The following is an 18,885-nucleotide window of genomic DNA, read 5'->3' on the forward strand; positions in this document are numbered from 1 at the left end:
GCCGGTTCCCGCACGGCCGCGATCGCGCCCCTGGATCGATCGACGGCAATCGGCCATTCCCGCATCGGAGGCGCAGGCCATGTCGACCGTAGCCAGCAAATTCACCCGCAACGCCAGCACGCCATCCGGCGACGCGCATGTCGCGCTGCCCATCGTGCCGCTGCGCCGCGAGGACCTGCCCATCGACACGGTCGAGCTTGCGCGCTTCATGGTCGGCAAGTATCTCGTTCGCGACTCCGACGAGGGGCGCATCGCGGGCCGCCTCGTCGAAGTGGAAGCCTACCCGCTCGGCGATTCAACGAGCCACGCCTTCATTGGGCGGCGCGCCTGGAACGCGTCGATGTTCCTTGCGCGCGGGCATGCGTATATCCGGCTCACTTACGGCAGCGCCTACATGCTCAACATGTCGAGCGAAGCCGAGGAGGTGGGCGCGGGCGTGCTGTTTCGCGCCGTGGAGCCGCTCGAAGGACTGGCGGCGATGACGCACCGCCGCCGCGGCGCGCCGCTGCGCGACCTCGCGCGCGGACCCGGGCGGCTTACGCAGGCTTATGGCGTCGGCCAGTCGTTCGACGGCTTCGATCTTTGCAGCGGGCAAGGGCTGTGGATTGGGCGGCTGGACGCGACGATGCAAAACGGAGCGGAGCAAGCGCTGGAGAGCGCCACGGGCGTGACGACTCGCATCGGCTTGTCGCGCGAGACCCATCGGCTACTGCGTTTTTACGAGGTGGGCAACCCGTTTGTCAGCGGTCCGCGCAAGCTGCTGGGGGAGGGCGTTTGAAGCCGATTCATTGCATATTGCATTGTTGCCAGGTACGGAATTGTATTTTAGAGAAATAGGTATTTGCCCTTATCTCTTGTCTTAATAAACTTGAAATCGTTGGCTCGCGGCAAGGCGCTGCCGGCCGGCGCAGAACAAGCTATGGAGGTAAGTGATCATGAAGACCCGTACTCTGATTCAAGCCGCGGTTGTCGCCGCCCTCGTTGCCGCTCCGGCGCTGTCGTTCGCGCAGGATTCGAGCAGCGCCCCCAAGTCCCGCGCCGAAGTGCGCCAGGAACTGATCCAGATCGAGCAGGCCGGCTATAACCCGGCGACGGCTAACGACTCGATGTATCCGCAAGACATCCAGGCCGCCGAAGCGCGCGTGTCGCAACAACAGGGCATGGCCCAGGCGCAATTGCCGGTAGCCGACACCGGCTACGGCGGCGCGCCGATGGGCACGATGCAGTCGGGCCAGCCCGCGCCGCGCGTGGCGCCGTCGCCGGCCCAGTCGACCTATTTCGGTAACTGATTCAGGCGCTCAGACGCCGCGCGCAGGCCGGCCAGACGGGTGGCGCCCGCCTGGCCGGCTCGCTTGCCGGTTTGCAAGCGAGCGCCCGATTTTTCATGCGTGTAACCTCCGCCGCCGCAAGGCGGCTTCGCCCAACCCGCTCGGGATTGGGCGTTTTTTGCTGGCTGCCGCATGCGGGTATTTCGACGGGAGCGGGCCGTCACGTGCCCGCGCCGCCCGTGATGTAGTGCTCCAGTTGCGAGATTGTGAACTGCTGCTCGGCGATGATTTCCTTCACGAGGTCGCCGATCGACACCATGCCCACGAGCTTGCCCTCGGCCATGACAGGAAGGTGGCGCATGCGCCGCTCGGTCATGAGCGCCATGCAGTCGTAGGTGGTCTGGTCGAGCTGAACGAAGCGCACGTGCGGACTCATGATGTCGCGCACAGGGGTCGTTTTGGACGAGCGGTCCATCAGCACGATCTTGCGCGCATAGTCGCGCTCGGTCACGATGCCGACGATCGCGTCGCCGTCGGTGACCACCAGTGCGCCGATCTGCTTTTCGGCCATCAGGCGGATGGCGTTGAACACGGAATCGCTGGCGGCAATCGTATGGACCACCTGTTCCGGCTTGGATTTGAGTACTTGGGCAACGCTCGTCATAGGGCGACTCCTGTTCGTCCTTCGTGTGGTTCGGACATTGCGTGGTGTGGCGCGAGCGGGGTATGCGCTGCCCGCGACCGTTCAGTGAGCCATGATGCAGTAAGCCATGAAAGCCATACCAGTATAGGCCGATGGGCTGGCGCGCGGCACCAGGATATGCGTCCGATTATGGGGCCGATGACACACAGCGAGGGGGCGGGCGGGGCGGATCGGGACAAATGGCGGTACACTCCGGTTCCAAACTTCAATCCGGCCATGGGCCGGTTTATGCCAGCGATTTGTACCAGATCATGTCTACGCCCCACGAGCCGTCCTGCGCGGATGGTGATAACGCCAACGAATGCGTCGTGCTTGACGCGGTCGCCACGCTGCCTACCCGTTACGGCACGTTCGAATCTTATGTTTATCGGGTCAAGGACGGCGGCGCCGAGCACGTTGCGCTCGTAATGGGCGACGTGGGCGGCGGCGAGCCCGTGCTCGCGCGCCTGCACTCCGAATGCCTGACCGGCGATGTGTTCGGCTCGTACCGATGCGACTGCGGCGAGCAGCTCGACCTCGCGCTGCGCTATATCGCGGCCGAGGGGCGCGGCGTGCTGCTGTATTTGCGCGGCCATGAAGGCCGGGGCATCGGCCTGTCGAACAAGATCCGCGCTTATCAGCTGCAGCAGCAGGGCCGCGACACCGTCGAGGCGAATCTCGACCTCGGCCTGCCCGATGATGCGCGCGAATACGATTCGGCAGCGGCAATCCTGCGCCTCCTGAAGGTTACGTCAGTGCGGCTGATGAGCAATAACCCCAAAAAGTTCGACACGCTTTCGAAGCACGGCATTCCCGTGATCGAGCGCGTTGCGCTGGCGATCCCGATGCGCGAGGAAAACGAACGCTATATCCGCACCAAGCAGATCAAGTTCGGGCATTACTTCGAAGAGAATGAGTAGGGGAAAATTCAGCAATGTCCGGAGAGGTCCGGGGTGATTCGATAAGTGCTGTAACGGCATGAATTAAAAGAAAAATTTTCGATTTCGTTGCCCTTGAATTGCTGCATTGACGCTTATCGCCGTGCGCCTAAACTTGCCATGTTGGCGTAGGTTTTTTGGCGTTGAACAAAAAACCTACGCCAACTATCCTTCTCTCAGGAAAACCTACGCCGAGAGAAGAATGCACTTCGATGCGCGTGTCGCGGCCAAGCTGCCGAGCGGCGAACACATGACCTTTGAGCAATTCCCGGGATTGCGTCTCCAGGCTTCGGCAAGCCGCAAGTCATGGACGTATCGCTACAAGTCGCCAATCGACGGTCGCATGCGACAGGTCAAGCTCGGAGAATGGCCAGCTATGGCATTTCCTGCGGCGATCGCTGCCTGGGAAACGAACCGCGTCGAGCGCGATTCGGGAGCAGAATTATCCGCAGTGCGTCGAAAGCGGGAAAAAGCTGGCACTCGTCCATCGCCAACGGACTACACCGTCAAACAGCTGTGTCGCGACTACCTGGCAGGGCACGTAGAAGTAAATCGCAAGGCCAAGGGGGCAGTCGAAGTCGCGCGCATACTCAAGGCGATGCTGGGGCCAATTGCAGATTTGCCCGCCGCCAATATCACACGCGCCCAGGCATTCGATTTCCTCGACTCATATCGGTCGACGCCAGTGCTCGCGGGACGCCTGCGTATGGAGCTAGGTTGTGCATGGCATTACGCGCTCGATGCTGGCCGTCTTCCGGAAAACACTGCGAATTGGTGGAGAGATGTATTAAGAGGGCGCTTGAAGAGCAAGGGGCGCAAAATCGAGGGGAAATATACGGGAACACAGAAGCGAGTGCTCTCCGCAGATGAGCTTGGCATATTGATCCGTTGGTTGCCGAACTTCAGTTTGACCGTTGCCGATGCGTTGACGCTTTACCTTTGGACCGGTACGAGGGGCAGTGAAATCGTGGCCATGGAGAGCACGGAGATCTCGGAGGAAGCAGACGGCTTTTGGTGGACTGTCCCGAAACAAAAGACCAAGGGGCTCAACAACGAGAGAGCAACGGACTTGCGCGTACCACTCATAGGTCGCGCCGAAGTCGTCGTGCGACGACGCCTCGATCAGGCTAAGGGAGCGCCTCTGTTTCCATCGGCGCGAGGAACGCCGATGGACCAGACCGTGGTCCAGCACGGGGTTTACTATCATCAGCCGTATTGCAAGATCGCTCCGAAGCACGACCGGCCGCGTTTGCCCGTCACGCATTGGTCAGCCCACGACCTTCGACGAACAACCCGGACGTTGCTTGCAACGCTGGGATGTCCCAATGATATTGCCGAGGCGGTGCTGGGTCATGTACAGCCTGGAATAGTTGGCATCTACAACCGCCATACCTATGACAAGGAGCGCCGCGAATGGCTCACCCAGCTATCGCATCGCTTGGAGACGATCGCGGCGACGTATCCAATAACGAAGTAGACACCCGCATGCCGATCATTGTTGTCAGCGTTCGACGGTGGGGAAGATCGCTACGGTTGCTCGATCACGCCTCGAACTTGCGTGCAGACATTTGATGAGTTGACTTGGAACCTTTCGGGATTAGGGGAGAGCGTTCGTGAATGGCGCTTGTTTCAGACAGCAGACCCCATGAAGGGTTATTGATTGGCGAAGCTAGCGATAGTGCGACGACCAGGGCGCGAGATTTTATTCATCGCCGACATGCCGCGCGAATAGGATCACGCGGACTTGAAACAAAAAAATCAACGCCAAGGAGCAGGTCCGCAGGGAGTTTCAGCTCAGTCTCTTGTATTGGTGGACTGCAGCAGAACTACCCGGAAATCCATCGTGTGACTGATTAACCTCCGGGTGGAATTTTATTCCCACAAGCGCGTTTGCCACGACCTGATATGACCAGTTAAATTCGGATTTGCGTGGTTGTCGACAAGCAGGAAGTGCATTGCACTCCTTATCGACTGTCTGGTTGTTAGTCTTGACGACGTCCCTGCACAAACAAAAAATTAACGGCAACAAACGAAAGGTGAAATCGCGATGAAGATCTATTTCTCTCTGAAAGAAGTGGCAGAGGCACTCTCGTTATCAGAGACGACGGTACAGAAGCTTGTTCGAGAGAAAGCCTTCCCCGAACCGCGACTACTGTCTGGCCGCAGGGTGGGATGGCTCACGCATGAAGTTCAAAAGTGGGCTGACGCTCGTCCGGTTGCAGACCTGCTGCCACCGGAAAATACGGGTGCGAAGAAGCGGCAAGTCCGAAAAGACAAACGCGAGCGTCCCGAGATCTAACTTCGTCGTGTAGAGAGCGTCAAGCAGCATGGCCGGTCGAGTTAATTGTCGCCCCCCAGTCGTGTCACGACTGATATGGATTGCGTGGCTTGGGAAGCTACACAAGGTGGGCGAGTATGAATGTCCGACTTCACCGATATGAGCAAGCTGTGCGTGACGATCGGCGGCGCACCGTTCGAGCACCGGCTGTATCACTTCGTACTGGCATTCTCGCGCTGGGAGTATGCCTGCGTGGTCGAGGGCGGCGAGAGCTTCGAAGCCCTCGCCAACGGCTTGCAGAATGCTCTGTGGCAGGCGGGAGGTTACCCGCGCGAGCATCGCACCGACAGCCTCTCTGCCGCCTTCAAGAACCTGAGCGAGAAGGAGGACTTCACGACCCGTTACAAGGCGCTGCTTGATCACTACGAGATGCAGGGCACGCGCAACAATCGCGGTTTGGGTCATGAGAACGGGAGTGTCGAATCCTCGCACCGGTATCTGAAGGATGCGGTCGATCAGGCCTTGATGCTTCGCGGCCATCGCGACTTCGCTGATCGTGCCGCCTACGATGAATTCACCCGATACATCGCCGCCGCTCAGTATGACGAATACTTCGGAAGCTCGATTACTGAGCTAGCTGGCCTGCAAGAGTTGAGAACCCTAACCAGCGGCCAGATGGACTAGCTCAACGATTTCCGCGTGCGCTCACTGAAGAAAGTGACGCTCGCAGAACATCCCCCCTTGATCGCCTCTAGTCCCGCCCGTCTAGCTGTAGCGGGACCCCTCATTTCCGCGTGTGGCATTCCGCGTCAAGAAGCAGTTCGCTGTCAGTCAACCTCCAAAAATTTCCGCGACGGACGATTGTCCTGAGGCCGCTCCCACAAGCAGTACATGCGGGAGCCGGTCAAAGCTCGGCATATGTGCTGAAGACTTAATGCGGGAGACACAAGGGGTTTTGACCATGAACACAAGCATCAGATCGAATTCGACATATGAACGGCGGGCGATAACGTTGCTCGCGCTTGGCTTCGGGCTGGTCGGGCTCGACCGCTGGCTCATTACACCGCTGTTCCCGCAAATAATGCGCGACCTTGGTCTCACGTATCAGGATCTGGGGAACGTAACGGCCGTGCTCGGCCTTGCCTGGGGCGTGTCCGCAATCTTGATGGGACGCTTGTCCGACACGATCGGCAGACGCAAGATCCTGATTCCCGCCATCATTCTGTTCTCGCTGCTGTCAGGGTCGACGGGTCTTGTCGGCGGTGTTGCATTGCTGATGACGACGCGCGTATTGATGGGCGTTACCGAAGGCGCGTATTGCCCCGCCAGCTTCGCGGCGGGAGACGACGCGTCGCCTGCCGTCCGCCGCGGTTTGAACCTGGGCATCATTCAGGGCTGCTTCGCGCTTTTCGGGCTCGGCCTCGGGCCGATCATCGCCACGCAACTTCTCTCGGTCGTTCCTTCGTGGCGCATCGTCTTCGCAATCGTCGCCGCACCGGGATTGCTGCTCGCATTCCTGATGTATCGCACGATCCGTGAGCCCACTCACCTCGCCCCGGCGAAGTCGTCCGAGCGAGCGCCGCACCGTGAGAGTTGGAGTTCGGTGCTTCGTTACGGAAACGTCCGCGTCTGCATGGGCGCCATTTTTTGTGCAATGGCGGGCCTGTTCGTTCTCGCCGCGATCACCCCCGTGTATCTGACCGACCTCCGTCACATGTCGACGGCACAGATGGGTTTCGTGATGTCCGGCCTCGGGTTCGGCGGATTTGCCGGTCAGATCTGCGTGTGCGGCATTTCCGATTCCATCGGACGCCGGAACGCCGCGAAGATCACCTTCCTCGCCGGTTGTGCGTCACTGCTCGCCTTCGCTTATGCACCGACGATTCCGGCGGTGTTGTTCGTGCTCCTCTTTGCGATCGCCTTCTTCTGCTGTGGCGCGATCTCGCTGATGGCCGGTCCCGTTGCTGCGGAGGCCGTGCCTTCGCTGCTGACCTCGTCCGCGGTGGGCGCTGTCGTAGGCGCCGGCGAGATATTCGGTGGCGGCGTCGCGCCAGCCATTGCGGGCTTCATCGCCCAGCATATGGGCCTCCAATTCACGATCCTGTTCGCCTCGGCTGCGCTCGGCACCGGCTTTCTGCTCTCCTTTCTGCTTAGAGAAACCGCGCCGGGCAAGCGAGGCGAAGCGGCGACGCACGAAAGCCTGACCGCACAAAACAACTAAGTTGCACCGGAGATCTTCAATGAAAATGTTTCATCGACCGTCAGCCGCCTTTCTGTCCGTGGCGGTTCTGGCAGGCGCATCCACTCACGCACTGGCTCAATCGAATGTCACGTTGTATGGCATCGTCGACTCGGGCCTTGTCTATCAGACCAAGTCCTCCGGCAACGCCGGCGCTCTCAAGGGAGCACTCGATGGCGGTTGGGCGCCCTCGATCTGGGGACTGAAAGGACAGGAAGACATTGGAGGAGGGACCAAAATCGGCTTCGCGCTCGAGAACGGTTTCTCGACGACGACTGGTCAGTTTGGCAACTCCAATGGCGGCATTTTCGGCCGCCACGCGTATGTCCAGGCAACGGGCAGTTTCGGCGATATCAAGGCTGGCCTGCAATTTTCGCCCTTCTTTCTGGCGATCGGCGGCCGCGATCCACGCACCATGTCTAATTTCGCGAGCGCGTTCACGGAGTATCTGGGCAAGGTGGGAATCAACGGGATTTTCGATTCCAACTCGCTGGTGTATACGTCGCCCACATTCGGCGGATTCACTGGCAGCGTTCAGTACGCGCCGGGCGGAATCGCCGGCAGTAGCGTCAAGGGTCGCCGCCTCTCCGGCTCGCTCGTCTATTCGACCGGCCCCTTCTCTGCCGATGCCGCGTACTACCAGACGAAAGACGCGACGACCGGCTCGACCGCGATTGACGGCGTTACGCTAGGCGCGTCATATTCGTTCGAGTCGGTGACGGGTTACGCGCTCGCCATTCGCCTGCGCAACAACGAGGCTCCCGGCAGCCCGAACTATATGGTCTACGGTGGCGGGCTATCGTGGAAGCCTTCGTCTCCCATACTCGTAGATTGCGGCGTGTATTACTCGAAGGACCGATCGGCGAGCGGCAGTCATTCGCTGATGTATTCCGTGGGCAGCATGTACTCGCTGTCCGCGAGGACGTCGCTCTACGCGCAGGTCGCACTGGTCAATAATCATGGCGGCATGGGAACGGGTGTCGCGGCAAACGGCGACCTTACGCAGATCCCGGACGGCAATACACTGGCTGCATCGGTCGGCATTCAACACAGGTTCTGATCTGGACGGTGTCCAGATCAAATAAGAGGTACTCACATGGCACTGGAACATTCGAAGTACGTTGCGGCCGTCGTTCAGGCCGCACCGGAATTCCTGAATCTCGAAAGAGGGATCGAAAAGACGATTGCACTGATCGACGAGGCGGGACAAAAAGGAGCGGCACTGATAGCATTTCCCGAAACCTGGCTGCCCGGCTATCCGTTTCACGTCTGGCTCGGGTCTCCCGCTTGGGCGCTTGGCTCGGGTTTCGTCCAGCGCTATTTCGACAATTCGATGACGTACGACAGTCCGCAAGCCGCTGCACTCAGGGATGCTGCAGCGCGCAACCGGATCACAGTGGTATTGGGCTTGTCAGAGCGAAGCGGTGGCAGCCTGTATATCGCGCAGTGGATCATCGGCCCGGACGGTGCGACGGTTGCCACGCGCCGCAAATTGCGGCCGACGCATATCGAGCGCACCGTATTCGGCGATGGCGACGGCAGCGATCTGGCCGTGCACGATCTCGACATCGGCCGCGTCGGTGCATTGTGCTGCTGGGAGCACATTCAGCCGCTGACCAAATACGCGATGTATGCGCAGCATGAACAGGTGCACGTCGCGGCCTGGCCGAGCTTCTCCATGTATGAATTCGCGCCCGCCCTCGGCCATGAGGTGAACAACGCGGTCAGCCGGGTATATGCTGTTGAAGGCTCGTGCTTCGTACTCGCACCATGTGCGGTGATCAGCGAGGAAATGGTCGACATGTTGTGCGACACGGCGGACAAGCGTGCGATGATCCGCCCCGGCGGCGGCCATGCCACGGCATACGGGCCGGACGGGCAAGCGCTCGTCGAGAAGCTGCCGGAGGCGACGGAGGGGTTGCTGTACGTTGACATCGATCTCGCGCGCATCTCGCTCGCGAAAGTGGCAGCGGATCCCGTTGGGCACTATGCGCGCCCCGACGTTTTGCGACTCTGGTTCGACAACCAACCGCGACGGTGCGTGGAGAATCCTGGCAAAAACGATGCTTCACGCAGATCGCAGTTACCGGTGCGGGATGGCATACCGAACGACACCGACGATCGTCAGGACGCCGTCGACTGATGGCTTAGCCGGTATTCGCGCGGCGTTTTCATGTAATGAGCCCGAAAAACTCGACTGAAATGCGCCGCGCTCGCAAACCCCCAGGTTCCTGCGATCTGCTCAATCGAGCAATTTGCATAGCATCTCAGCGAAAGCCACTGCGCACAGCGCTCCAGTCGCGCGACGAGAATCATGCGGCCGATGGTGGTTCCATCCTGCTGAACGAGGCGATGCAGATAGCGTGCCGACATGCCGAGCGCCGCTGCGGCCAAATCGGCGTTCAGATCGGGATTGCGAAGATTATTCGAGATGAACTGACGCAGTTGTTGCAAGTGCATTGAATGAAGATTGGTGCGGGGGCCGGGACGGACCTGCATCCACTCAGCCAGCAGCCCACCGACCAGATCGGCCGCTGACGCGGAAATTTGTGGCGCGCCTGGGGAACCGGCGAGCCGGTCGCGTTCGGAGCACAGGGTGATGAGGTGTTGGGCCACGAGCATGCCCAGGCCCTCCGTGCCGGAAATCGCATGTGCGACGAAGGTGTCCCGAAGCGGGATCCGGTGCATGACCAGCGACATCGGGAACCGGATGCAGATCTGGTCGAACGACTCGGAGAGTTCCCAGCGAAACGGTCTGCGCGAGTCGAATAAAACAAGGTCATGATGCTCGACGGATGCACAACGTCCGTCCTGAATCAGCTTGCCTGCACCCTGCAACTGTAGACTCGCAAGGATATATTCTCCGTCCGTGTTGGAGACCGACGCGACATCGTGCTCGGCGGCATGCCTGCCACCAGAAATTCGTGAGATGCAGACTTCGGCGATCGTCGCGCTTTGTATGCTTCCGGAGAAATGAGCATCTCGCTCGTGCGATATCGCAAGCGGAACGCAGCATTGCGCCGCTGCCGCCTCCCATTTGGCGAGCGATACGAGCGATTCGCTAACACGGCAATTCGCGTTCGAGGTATCCGGCGATCCCATTCTTCGATCTTCCCAGGGCAGGCGGCTGTGTCACATGAACCATCTCGACATATATGAACTCGCAAATTTCCGGCGTCAATTGGCGATTGCCGCCGGAAATGCGTATGCCTAACGTCGCCTTGAATCTGCAGATGCGGGAATATGCTGGCGGACGACGGCGAGCGCGACCAACACTACCGTCATCGCCGAGCCGAGCATCAGCAGGTAGCCGGTTCCCCCGGTAGCTGTAATAACGGCCGCACCAGCAAAAGCGCTGAGAATTGCGCCGAGCCGGCCAAACGCAAGCGCGGACGCAGTACCGGTTGCCCGCACGCCGGTCGTATAGACATACGCGCAGAGCGCATACATCGTCGATTGGACTGCGTTGACGAACAGGCCGTGCAGCCCCAGTCCGAGGATCAGTAACGCCGTTTGATTCTTCAAATCCACGCCCAGGATCAGCCATGCGCTGAGCGCGCCCCCGACGCAGCACAGGAGCAGAGGGCCGCGCGAGCCGTAGCGGGCGATTGCGATGGCGCACGAAAGGGCGCCGAGCACTCCGCCAAGATTGTAGGCAGTCAGACCATAGCCTGCGATCGCGACCGACAATCCCTCGCTTGTGAGCATGGCGGGCAGCCAGCTGAACGCAGCATAGACGGCGAGCAGGCACGCAAAGAACGCGCACCAGATCGAAATGGTATCTTGGGCGCGGCCCTCACGAAACAGCGTCAAAAATCCGGTCTGCCTTTCAGTGTGCTGCTCGCGCGCATCGGTGAAGGTCGTGGCGGAACCGCAATGGTGCCCCATGCGTGCAAGCAGACGCACGAGATCAGGCCAGCGTCGTCGACGACGCGCGAGATAGCGGGGCGTTTCAGGCAGCATGACGAGCAACACGATACCCAGGGTAAGCGGCAGGATGCCACCGGCGAAGAACAGACCACGCCACCCGTACGATGGCAACACCTGCCCCGCAAACAGTCCTGCGAGCATCCCGCCGAGCGGTACGCAAACGATGGTTGCCGTTACGGCAATCGTCCGATACCGGGCCGGCGTGAATTCGGCGGTGATTGTCGTCGATGTGGGCAGCGCTCCGCCAATGCCCAGACCCGCCACGAAGCGCAGCGCGGCAATGACCGTGATGTTCGGTGCGAACCCGATCGCGCAAGTCGCGGCGCCGAAAATCAACACGCTGGCGATGACGGCCCAGCGACGCCCGAATCGATCGGCGAACAGCCCTGCCGCTGCGCTGCCGATCCCCATGCCGATCAGGCCAGCCGCGACAACAGGCGCGAAGGCGCCGCGTGTTACGCCCCATTCCTTAATCAGGACTGGAATCGAAAAGCCGATGAGCTGGCTGTCGAAGCCGTCCACGACAATGGACAGCGCGGCAAGGACGACAGCGATTCGCTGTACGAGTGCGTATGGGCCGTGATCAAGCGCGTACCCGATGTCGAGCGACCCGCCGTGGTGCCCGCTGTGTCCGCCTGATACGGTTCGCGCCTCGGATGACGCTGGAAGGTACTGGCTCATCTTGTCTCCTCGTGCGCGCAGGGCGCCCTTATGTTCGAAATGGCCGCCTGCAGGCAGCGCTACGATCCGCGCCGCGGCCGGCTGCGTAGATGTGTCGACGTACGGTCAACGACGCACACGCCCACACGCAACATGCGCTTCAATGTCGGGTTGTCGCTCTGTCCGGCTAACGTGCGCGGGCATCGACGAGTCTGACGAGGCTTGCCAGGCAGTGCGTATACGGCACGTCCACACCGACCTTGCTGGCGGCCTCGACGACCGCGCCGTTGATCGCTTCGATCTCGGTACGGCGGCCGGCCAGCACGTCCTGAAGCATCGATGGGCGGTGCGTGCGATGGTGCGCGAGCGCTTCGCGGACATTCGACGCCACATCCGCTTCATTTGCCTCGACTCCGTGAGCGCGCGCGACGGCCACGACCTCCGAAACGATCTTCAACGCGAGCACTTCGCCCTCGGGGATTTTGGTCAATTCGCCGACCATGCATTGCGTCACTGCGCACAGGCTGTTGAGGGCAGCGTTGAACGCAACCTTCTCCCAGATCGCAGCCCACACGTTGGAGTCGGCATGACATACGAGGCCGGCGTCATTCAACGCCTGCACCGTCTGGTCGAGCGCTCTCGTGTGCGAACCTTCCGCGCTCATCAGGCGGATCGTGCCTTGGCCGTGCGAGCTGACGGCGCCAGGCTCCGACTTGTCGGCAGGCCAGGTGGTCACACCGATCATGACTCGACCAGGCGCCGCGGATCGGGCCAGTCTTTCAGCGTTCCCGAGGCCGTTCTGCAATGACAGGATGGCGGTATCGGGGCCGAGTATCCGACTTGCGGCGGCGAGCGCGGCTTGCGTATGCATGGTCTTCGTAAAGACGATGACAAGGTCGACAGGCTGCGTGGCTTCTTGCGGCCTCAGTGCATCGAGATTGCGCACGACCTGTTCGCCGGAATCGGTCGAAAGCCGCAGGCCGTTGTTGCGAATCGACGCGATATGAGCCTCGTCGATGTCGAGCAGACTGACCCCATGACCCGCCAGCGCAAGGCGACCGCCAAAGAACGAGCCCATCGCGCCAGCGCCCAAAATAGCGATCTGCATGACGTGCTCCTCAGAACGGATAGTGGCGTGGAGTGGTCTGCAGCGTGATCCATCGCAAGTCGGTGAACTCGGCGATGCCCGCGTGGCCGCCGAATCTCCCGAAGCCGCTGTCCTTGACGCCGCCGAACGGCATTTGCGCTTCGTCGTGCACCGTCGGCCCGTTGATATGACAGATGCCCGACTCGATCCGTCGAGCGACGTTCATCGCTCGCGCGCTGTCACGGCTGAATACCGCCGACGCAAGACCGTAAGGGTTGTCGTTCGCGCAGGCAATCGCCGCCTCCTCGCCGCGCACGCGTACGATCGGCTTCACCGGACCAAACGATTCGTCGTGATAGATGCGCATGGCCGGCGTGACGTGATCGAGCAACGTAGCCGGCATGAGTGTGGTCTCCGCCTTGCCGCCGCTTGCCAGCGTTGCGCCGTGCGCGAGCGCATCGTCGATCAGCGCGTTGCAGCGCTCGACCGTACTCATGTCGACGACCGAGCCGAGTACGACCGGGCCCTTTCGGGGATCGCCGAGCGGTAGCGTGCGCGCTCGCGTCGCGAGCCGGTCGACGAATACATCCGCGATCTGTTCGTCGACGATAATGCGCTCGGTCGCCATGCAGATTTGTCCCGAGTTGGCGAATGCACCGAAGATGGCCGCATCGACGGCTGCGTTGATGTCGGCGTCGTCGAGCACGATGAACGGCGCCTTGCCGCCGAGTTCGAGCACGGCCGGCTTTAGATGACGGGCACACTGTTCCGCGATCAGGCGCCCAACGCGCGTCGAACCCGTGAAGTTCACCCGCCGGACCTTCGGATGGGCAACCAGCGCGTCGACGATGCGCGGTGCGTCCGCTGGGGCGTTCGTCACAAAATTGACCGTGCCGGGCGGCAATCCCGCCTCCTGCATGGCCTCGACTATCAGGCCGTGGGTGGCGGGACACATCTCCGAGCCCTTCAACACCACGGTGTTGCCGCAGGCAAGCGGCAGCGCGATCGCGCGCACGCCGAGGATGACGGGCGCGTTCCATGGCGCGATGCCGAGGACGACGCCGGCAGCCTGGCGCATGCCCATTGCGAGGCTGCCGGGGACGTCCGACGGGATCAGTTCGCCACCGATCTGCGTGGTCATCGCGGCGGCTTCGAGCAAGCCCTGTGCTGCAAGGTGTACGTTGAAACTCGCCCACAGGCCGGATGCGCCCGTCTCGGCCGCCATTGCCGCTGCAATGGCCTCGAACTTCGCTTCGAGTGCGTGCGCCGCCGCTGTCAGCAGTTCGCGCCGCCTGAGCGGGCCGAATCCCGACCAGACGGGGAAAGCACGGGCCGCGGCATCCACCGCTGCCTCTGCATCCTCCACGCTCGCGGCGGGCGCGCGTGACGCCAGCGCGCCATCAAGCGGACTGTGGCGCTCGAAGATGGCGCCGTTGCGCGCCATGACCTGCTCACCGCCGATCAACATCGACACGGTCTTCATTGTTGTCTCCTGGATTGTTCGAAGGTCAAAGGCTGGCTATGCGACCATGATTTCGACGAGCGACGGACCGCTTGACGAGAGTGCGCTTCGAAGCGCGTCGCGCAGGCCGTCCGCATCGTCCAGACGCACGCCCGGGCATCCCATGCCGGCGGCGATCTTCACGAAATCGAGACCGGGCAGATCGGTGCCCTGTACAGGGTCTTCAGGACGGAAGCCGAATACTGGCGCGAAGTCCTGTAATGCCGCATAGCGCGTATTGTTCAGAATCACGAAGGTGATGGGCAGTTGCAGATGCACGGCTGACCAGATCGCCTGGATCGAATACATGCTCGAGCCATCTCCGATCACGGCGATCGCCCGCTCGCCGTGACTCGCCAACGCCACGCCGACGGCGGCCGGCATCCCGAAGCCAAGGCCGCCGCTATCCATGGTGAGAAACCCGCCCGCGCGCTGGATGGGCAGATACGCTTGCATCACGGGGCGCGCGCTCGGTGCTTCTTCGACGACGATGTCCTCGACACGGCGCACTTCGCTCAGTGTCTGCAACGCGAAGGCGACCGACATGCGCTCACCCGGGCCGGGCGGAAGTGCGCGCGGCGGCAACTGCCGGGGCGCGGGCAACGGCCGCGCGCGCGGCGCCCGACGCTCGAGCAGATCCTGAATGCCGAGCCGCACATTTCCGACGACGGCCAGCCCCTGCGGCGTCCATGCCGCCGTGCCCGGATCATCGATCAGTTGACAAAGCTGTGCGCCAGCGGGAACGTGCGGGCCTTGTCCCTCGACGTGATAACTGAAAGCCGGTGCACCCACGGCGAACACGACGTCGTGGCCATCGAGCAGTTCGACGATGCGCTCGCGCATTGCCGGCAGAAAGCCTGCAAAGAGTCGATGCCCCTCTGGAAAGCTGCAACGCCCGGTCATCGGCGCGACGTACACGCGTGCGAAATGACGTTCGGCGAGGCGAACGATGTCATCGACGGCGCCGGCGCGGTCTACGGCGCCGCCCACGACGAACGCGGGGCGCTCGGATTGATCGAGCAGGTCCCCAATCTGCGCGAGCGCTTCGGGCGCCGGACGTGTGACGTGCGAAACGACGCGCTCGGGCAGCGGCTCGGCGTGCTGATCCCAATCGTCGACAGGAATGGACACGAACACGGGCCCGCGCGGCTCCTGCATCGCGATTGCCCATGCGCGGGCGATGGCAAGCGGCACATCCTGGGCTCGCGCCGGCTCGATGCTCCACTTCACATAGGGCTTGGGGAGTTCCGTGGCGCTCGTGGCCGAGAGAAACGGATCGAACGGCAGGATCGAGCGCGCCTGTTGTCCAGCTGTAATCACCAGCGGGGTTCTGTTGCGGAAGGCGGTGAAGATGTTGCCCATCGCGTTGCCGACCCCGGCTGCCGAATGCAGGTTCACGAGGGCGGCCCGGCCGCTCGCTTGCGCATACCCGTCGGCCATGCCGACGACAACCGCTTCCTGCAGTCCCAGCACATAGCGGAAATCAGCGGGAAAGTCCCGGAACATGGGCAGTTCTGTCGAGCCCGGGTTGGCAAACACGGACGTCATGCCGACGCGCCGCGCGAAGTCGATCACCGCATCGCGCACCGTCATACCCTGTGTGCCCATTTGATTGCCATGCGCTGGAAGGCTCTGCGCCATTGATGTCTCCTGTCGTTCAGAACGGTCTTGGTCTACGGATTATCGGAACATCCGGGAGAGTCCGAAATTGCCGATTTCACAAAAAGGCATTACCTTTGCGCATGACTTTTAATCTCCAGCAGCTTCACGCATTCGTCGTGATCGCATCGTCGGGCAGTCTCGGGCGTGCGGCCGAGACCTTGCACGTCACCCAACCGGCATTGAGCCGGGCAATCCGTCGACTCGAAGAAGAGGTCGGCGCCCCTTTGTTCGAGCGCCATACGCGGGGTATGCACCTGACGGCTGTCGGCGAGGCGCTGCTGCCGCACGCTATCCTGCTGCAACGCGAAGCGGAGCAGGCGCGCGAAGAGATTGACGCGATGCGCGGACTCGCACGCGGAACGATCCGCTGTGGCGCAGTAGGTAGCATTGCAAGCCTCGTGCTGCCGCAGGCGGTAAGCGGCGTGCTGCAAAAGTGGCCCAATTTGCGGGTTGAGATCATCGAGGGAGTCTGGGATCGCCTTGCCGAAGGGTTGGTGCAGCGTGAGATCGATATCGCGCTCAGCACTGCGACGCCGGACACCGAAGAGATCGTCGCGATCGAAGACTGTCGCTGGGAGGACAACAGCTACGTGGTGGCGGCGCTGGATCACCCGCTGCGCGGAAAGCCTGGAATCACGCTTGCCGATACGCTGGAGCAACAGTGGGCGATCCCGCCGCGCGGCACCGCGCCGTTCGAACACATGCAGCAGGTGTTCGTCGCAAACGGGCTCGGATTGCCGAATGTGGTGGTCGAAACCCGATCAATAACCGTATTGAAGAGTCTCGTCGCGAGATCGGGTTTCCTGAGTTGGATGGCTGAACCGATGTACGTGACAGAGAGCAAGGCGGGGGTGTTCGATACGCTCCCATTGCCGGGGGCAGCCGGGCGGCGCACGTTGACCGCATTTCGGCGTCGGCACGGCTTGTTGCCAAGCCCTGCTGTAAAGCTGCTCGAACAATTGAGGCAACTGACGACCGAACCTCGTTAGCGGCAGCACCGGCATATCGCACGTTTTCATCGTGGTCGGCCGCCACCCAGGCGCTGGATCGGGCAAGCTCATGTGGTCGAGTCGTTGCTCGACATTACGCCTACGACTTGAGCGGGCATCGTGGACCGCTTGCCGGCCCGTTGCAGCCGTTGCAACGGCAAGTTTCCACGCTCGCTGAACGGCAGGTTGTGGCCGACTCCCGCCCGACACGATCGGCCAAAGTCGACCATCTCTGCTGTTCGGCAATCGTTCTTTCTACTGCCCCTTCCCTCAGCACACCGGTTAGAGTCCTGACTTCCGTGCAGCACGGTCCTTGTCATACCAATCCAGTTGCGCTGTGTTGTGCATGTTGATCGCGAGTTGGATCTGATATCGCTAATCCTCCTCGTGATCCTCGCACAGCCCTTCGTTCGATGTGACGGTTGCCTTGGCGGACCAACTAATCTGAACTTCCCCCCGCAACAGCTTGCCTCCCATGGCACCTAAAACCGGCGCAAGCCTATCCTGCCATCCCTCGTCGTTATTTTGTTCTTTTGTCGTCCGCAAATCCTGTGAGCGGGGTCGCCGGTAGTCGCGCAAATAGATGAACGCTCACTACAAGAAAATGCATTCGTTCACGCAGCAACGTGAACTGGCCCGGCTGAAAAAATAATGTGTTGCGTGAGCGGGTCTTCCCCGTACACGCAAATAGATGATTGACCGGGAGCGCGAAGGTATGATTCATGGCACAACATGGATGAGCATAGGTTGCCGTGCTCCGAGCAGAAAGATCCAAAGAAAGTATTGAATCGGCGCGCAAAGATACAGACGCCGGCGCAAATTGCACAAAGACATTTCCGCGCGCGGCGCAGCAGGAATCGCGTCAGACCGACAGGGCATTTCAATTCCCCCGATCATCCGACGCGAATTGGCGCGCGGCGGATTTCAATTGCAGCTCGTTGTCAACGGCCAGCCTCTGATGAGTCGACTCTAAGGCCGATACCCTCGTGTTGACCGACGTGCAAATCCCCCTATGGTGTGCGCACGCGACGGCACAAAAAAAGTTTGTTATTCCAGAGAAGTCCTGCTCAATCCGGCACGTTCCATCACACCGATTCGAGCCTCGTTCCGGCTATTGACGAGTGCCAATCTCGTTTGCAAGATGGCATGAAGGCTGTGTGCTGGAGTCAATCATGCCGGTGGTGAAAAGCTTTACCCGGGCGCAATGGGACGCGGCAGCGCGCCGTCTCGAGGCTCTGCCGGAGAAGGCCGCGCATGAGCACCGTGTCAATGTACGGGATGCAATGAAGTCCATCCAGCCTCAAATCATCGATGCGCAGAGAAAGGGCTACACGCAGGAAGAAATCGTCGAGCAGATCGCCCAGGACGGTGTGGAGATCAGTGCCAGCACGTTGCGATACGCGATGCAGCGTGCTACCAAAGAAGAAAAGGCAGTGCAGGCAGAGCGGCACGTCGCTACGAATACCGCCGTGACATCGTCTCGAGTAAAAAATGGCAATCAGGCGAAGCCATCACATTCTGGCCATGCGCGCGCGGGATCACAACAGAACGAGAACGAGGATGGCGGAATCACCAGGCCGCAACGCACAGAGGTTCAAGGCTTCCTCGGATTTCCGATCAGGCCGGATACCGAAAACTTGTAGAGGTATGA

At 61.2% G+C, this 18,885-nt stretch carries 16 protein-coding genes and 1 pseudogene; 11 read left to right on the plus strand and 6 right to left on the minus strand.

Translation table 11 applies throughout. The annotated features are described in order from the left end of the window. Positions 1-79: 79 nt before the first annotated feature. Both P5W99_RS18050 and P5W99_RS18055 read left to right on the plus strand, forming a co-directional pair. Entirely contained in the window at positions 80-778 is a 699-nt protein-coding gene (locus tag P5W99_RS18050) for a DNA-3-methyladenine glycosylase (protein ID WP_421026548.1), read from the plus strand. 157 nt (positions 779-935) lie between these two features. Continuing rightward, entirely contained in the window at positions 936-1,289 is a 354-nt protein-coding gene (locus tag P5W99_RS18055) for a DUF4148 domain-containing protein (RefSeq protein WP_421026549.1), read from the plus strand. 199 nt (positions 1,290-1,488) lie between these two features. Here the strand turns inward: P5W99_RS18055 and P5W99_RS18060 are convergent, their stop codons facing one another. Beyond that, the gene (locus P5W99_RS18060) at positions 1,489-1,932 is read right to left on the minus strand and encodes a CBS domain-containing protein (RefSeq protein ID WP_421026550.1); all 444 of its coding nucleotides are present in this window, start codon (positions 1,930-1,932) and stop codon (positions 1,489-1,491) included. Positions 1,933-2,222: 290 nt separating this feature from the next. On the opposite strand from P5W99_RS18060, the gene ribA reads away from it, so the two are divergent. The 7 genes and pseudogenes from ribA (at position 2,223) to P5W99_RS18095 (ending at position 9,548) form a co-directional block, all read left to right on the plus strand. Beyond that, positions 2,223-2,870 (plus strand): GTP cyclohydrolase II, encoded by a 648-nt coding sequence (gene ribA / locus P5W99_RS18065; protein ID WP_421026551.1) that lies wholly within the window; start codon positions 2,223-2,225, stop codon positions 2,868-2,870. Between the two features lie 220 nt (positions 2,871-3,090). Continuing rightward, a complete protein-coding gene (locus P5W99_RS18070) occupies positions 3,091-4,365 on the plus strand; it encodes a tyrosine-type recombinase/integrase (protein WP_421027064.1) in 1,275 nt (424 codons plus the stop codon). A 570-nt stretch (positions 4,366-4,935) separates the two neighbouring features. After that, positions 4,936-5,187 (plus strand): helix-turn-helix transcriptional regulator, encoded by a 252-nt coding sequence (locus P5W99_RS18075; protein ID WP_421026552.1) that lies wholly within the window; start codon positions 4,936-4,938, stop codon positions 5,185-5,187. Positions 5,188-5,307: 120 nt separating this feature from the next. Further along, positions 5,308-5,748 (plus strand): annotated as a pseudogene (locus tag P5W99_RS18080) (IS21 family transposase); the annotation flags it as partial. A 214-nt stretch (positions 5,749-5,962) separates the two neighbouring features. Further along, a complete protein-coding gene (locus P5W99_RS18085; RefSeq protein ID WP_421026553.1) occupies positions 5,963-7,387 on the plus strand; it encodes an MFS transporter in 1,425 nt (474 codons plus the stop codon). A gap of 19 nt (positions 7,388-7,406) precedes the next feature. Continuing rightward, the gene (locus P5W99_RS18090; RefSeq protein WP_421026554.1) at positions 7,407-8,465 is read left to right on the plus strand and encodes a porin; all 1,059 of its coding nucleotides are present in this window, start codon (positions 7,407-7,409) and stop codon (positions 8,463-8,465) included. A 36-nt stretch (positions 8,466-8,501) separates the two neighbouring features. Beyond that, on the plus strand, positions 8,502-9,548 hold the full coding sequence (locus tag P5W99_RS18095) for a carbon-nitrogen hydrolase family protein (protein ID WP_421026555.1): 1,047 nt from the start codon (positions 8,502-8,504) through the stop codon (positions 9,546-9,548). Here P5W99_RS18095 and P5W99_RS18100 read toward each other — a convergent pair. The 5 genes from P5W99_RS18100 to mdlC form a co-directional block, all read right to left on the minus strand. Beyond that, positions 9,530-10,507: a helix-turn-helix domain-containing protein gene (locus tag P5W99_RS18100; protein WP_421026556.1), complete on the minus strand. Its 978-nt coding sequence runs from the start codon at positions 10,505-10,507 to the stop codon at positions 9,530-9,532. The genes P5W99_RS18095 and P5W99_RS18100 overlap by 19 nt on opposite strands. A 108-nt stretch (positions 10,508-10,615) precedes the next feature. Beyond that, the gene (locus P5W99_RS18105) at positions 10,616-12,016 is read right to left on the minus strand and encodes an MFS transporter (protein WP_421026557.1); all 1,401 of its coding nucleotides are present in this window, start codon (positions 12,014-12,016) and stop codon (positions 10,616-10,618) included. Between the two features lie 166 nt (positions 12,017-12,182). Continuing rightward, complete coding sequence (locus tag P5W99_RS18110; protein WP_421026558.1) at positions 12,183-13,103, minus strand: ketopantoate reductase family protein; 921 nt, start codon at positions 13,101-13,103, stop codon at positions 12,183-12,185. 10 nt (positions 13,104-13,113) lie between these two features. Beyond that, on the minus strand, positions 13,114-14,565 hold the full coding sequence (locus P5W99_RS18115; RefSeq protein ID WP_434664111.1) for an aldehyde dehydrogenase: 1,452 nt from the start codon (positions 14,563-14,565) through the stop codon (positions 13,114-13,116). A 36-nt stretch (positions 14,566-14,601) separates the two neighbouring features. Then, complete coding sequence (mdlC, locus tag P5W99_RS18120) at positions 14,602-16,224, minus strand: benzoylformate decarboxylase (RefSeq protein ID WP_421026560.1); 1,623 nt, start codon at positions 16,222-16,224, stop codon at positions 14,602-14,604. A 101-nt stretch (positions 16,225-16,325) separates the two neighbouring features. Between mdlC and P5W99_RS18125 the strand changes: the two genes are divergently transcribed. Further along, positions 16,326-17,234, plus strand: a complete 909-nt coding sequence (locus P5W99_RS18125; protein ID WP_421026561.1) for a LysR family transcriptional regulator — start codon at positions 16,326-16,328, stop codon at positions 17,232-17,234. Between the two features lie 1,172 nt (positions 17,235-18,406). Further along, a complete protein-coding gene (locus tag P5W99_RS18130; protein ID WP_421026562.1) occupies positions 18,407-18,877 on the plus strand; it encodes a hypothetical protein in 471 nt (156 codons plus the stop codon). Positions 18,878-18,885 lie beyond the last annotated feature (8 nt).

The sequence above is a fragment of the Paraburkholderia sp. A3BS-1L genome (assembly GCF_051125215.1).
In the GTDB taxonomy this organism is placed as follows: domain Bacteria; phylum Pseudomonadota; class Gammaproteobacteria; order Burkholderiales; family Burkholderiaceae; genus Paraburkholderia.

What these genes read in the sequence shown, in the direction of transcription:
- ribA (WP_421026551.1), top strand. Translation starts at nt 2,223, where the DNA reads ATGTCTACGCCCCACGAGCCGTCCTGCGCGGATGGTGATAACGCCAAC.
- P5W99_RS18060 (WP_421026550.1), bottom strand. Translation starts at nt 1,932, where the DNA reads ATGACGAGCGTTGCCCAAGTACTCAAATCCAAGCCGGAACAGGTGGTC.
- P5W99_RS18055 (WP_421026549.1), top strand. Translation starts at nt 936, where the DNA reads ATGAAGACCCGTACTCTGATTCAAGCCGCGGTTGTCGCCGCCCTCGTT.
- P5W99_RS18075 (WP_421026552.1), top strand. Translation starts at nt 4,936, where the DNA reads ATGAAGATCTATTTCTCTCTGAAAGAAGTGGCAGAGGCACTCTCGTTA.
- P5W99_RS18130 (WP_421026562.1), top strand. Translation starts at nt 18,407, where the DNA reads ATGCCGGTGGTGAAAAGCTTTACCCGGGCGCAATGGGACGCGGCAGCG.
- P5W99_RS18115 (WP_434664111.1), bottom strand. Translation starts at nt 14,565, where the DNA reads ATGAAGACCGTGTCGATGTTGATCGGCGGTGAGCAGGTCATGGCGCGC.
- P5W99_RS18100 (WP_421026556.1), bottom strand. Translation starts at nt 10,507, where the DNA reads ATGGGATCGCCGGATACCTCGAACGCGAATTGCCGTGTTAGCGAATCG.
- P5W99_RS18125 (WP_421026561.1), top strand. Translation starts at nt 16,326, where the DNA reads ATGACTTTTAATCTCCAGCAGCTTCACGCATTCGTCGTGATCGCATCG.
- P5W99_RS18110 (WP_421026558.1), bottom strand. Translation starts at nt 13,103, where the DNA reads ATGCAGATCGCTATTTTGGGCGCTGGCGCGATGGGCTCGTTCTTTGGC.
- P5W99_RS18090 (WP_421026554.1), top strand. Translation starts at nt 7,407, where the DNA reads ATGAAAATGTTTCATCGACCGTCAGCCGCCTTTCTGTCCGTGGCGGTT.
- mdlC (WP_421026560.1), bottom strand. Translation starts at nt 16,224, where the DNA reads ATGGCGCAGAGCCTTCCAGCGCATGGCAATCAAATGGGCACACAGGGT.
- P5W99_RS18070 (WP_421027064.1), top strand. Translation starts at nt 3,091, where the DNA reads ATGCACTTCGATGCGCGTGTCGCGGCCAAGCTGCCGAGCGGCGAACAC.
- P5W99_RS18105 (WP_421026557.1), bottom strand. Translation starts at nt 12,016, where the DNA reads ATGAGCCAGTACCTTCCAGCGTCATCCGAGGCGCGAACCGTATCAGGC.
- P5W99_RS18095 (WP_421026555.1), top strand. Translation starts at nt 8,502, where the DNA reads ATGGCACTGGAACATTCGAAGTACGTTGCGGCCGTCGTTCAGGCCGCA.
- P5W99_RS18050 (WP_421026548.1), top strand. Translation starts at nt 80, where the DNA reads ATGTCGACCGTAGCCAGCAAATTCACCCGCAACGCCAGCACGCCATCC.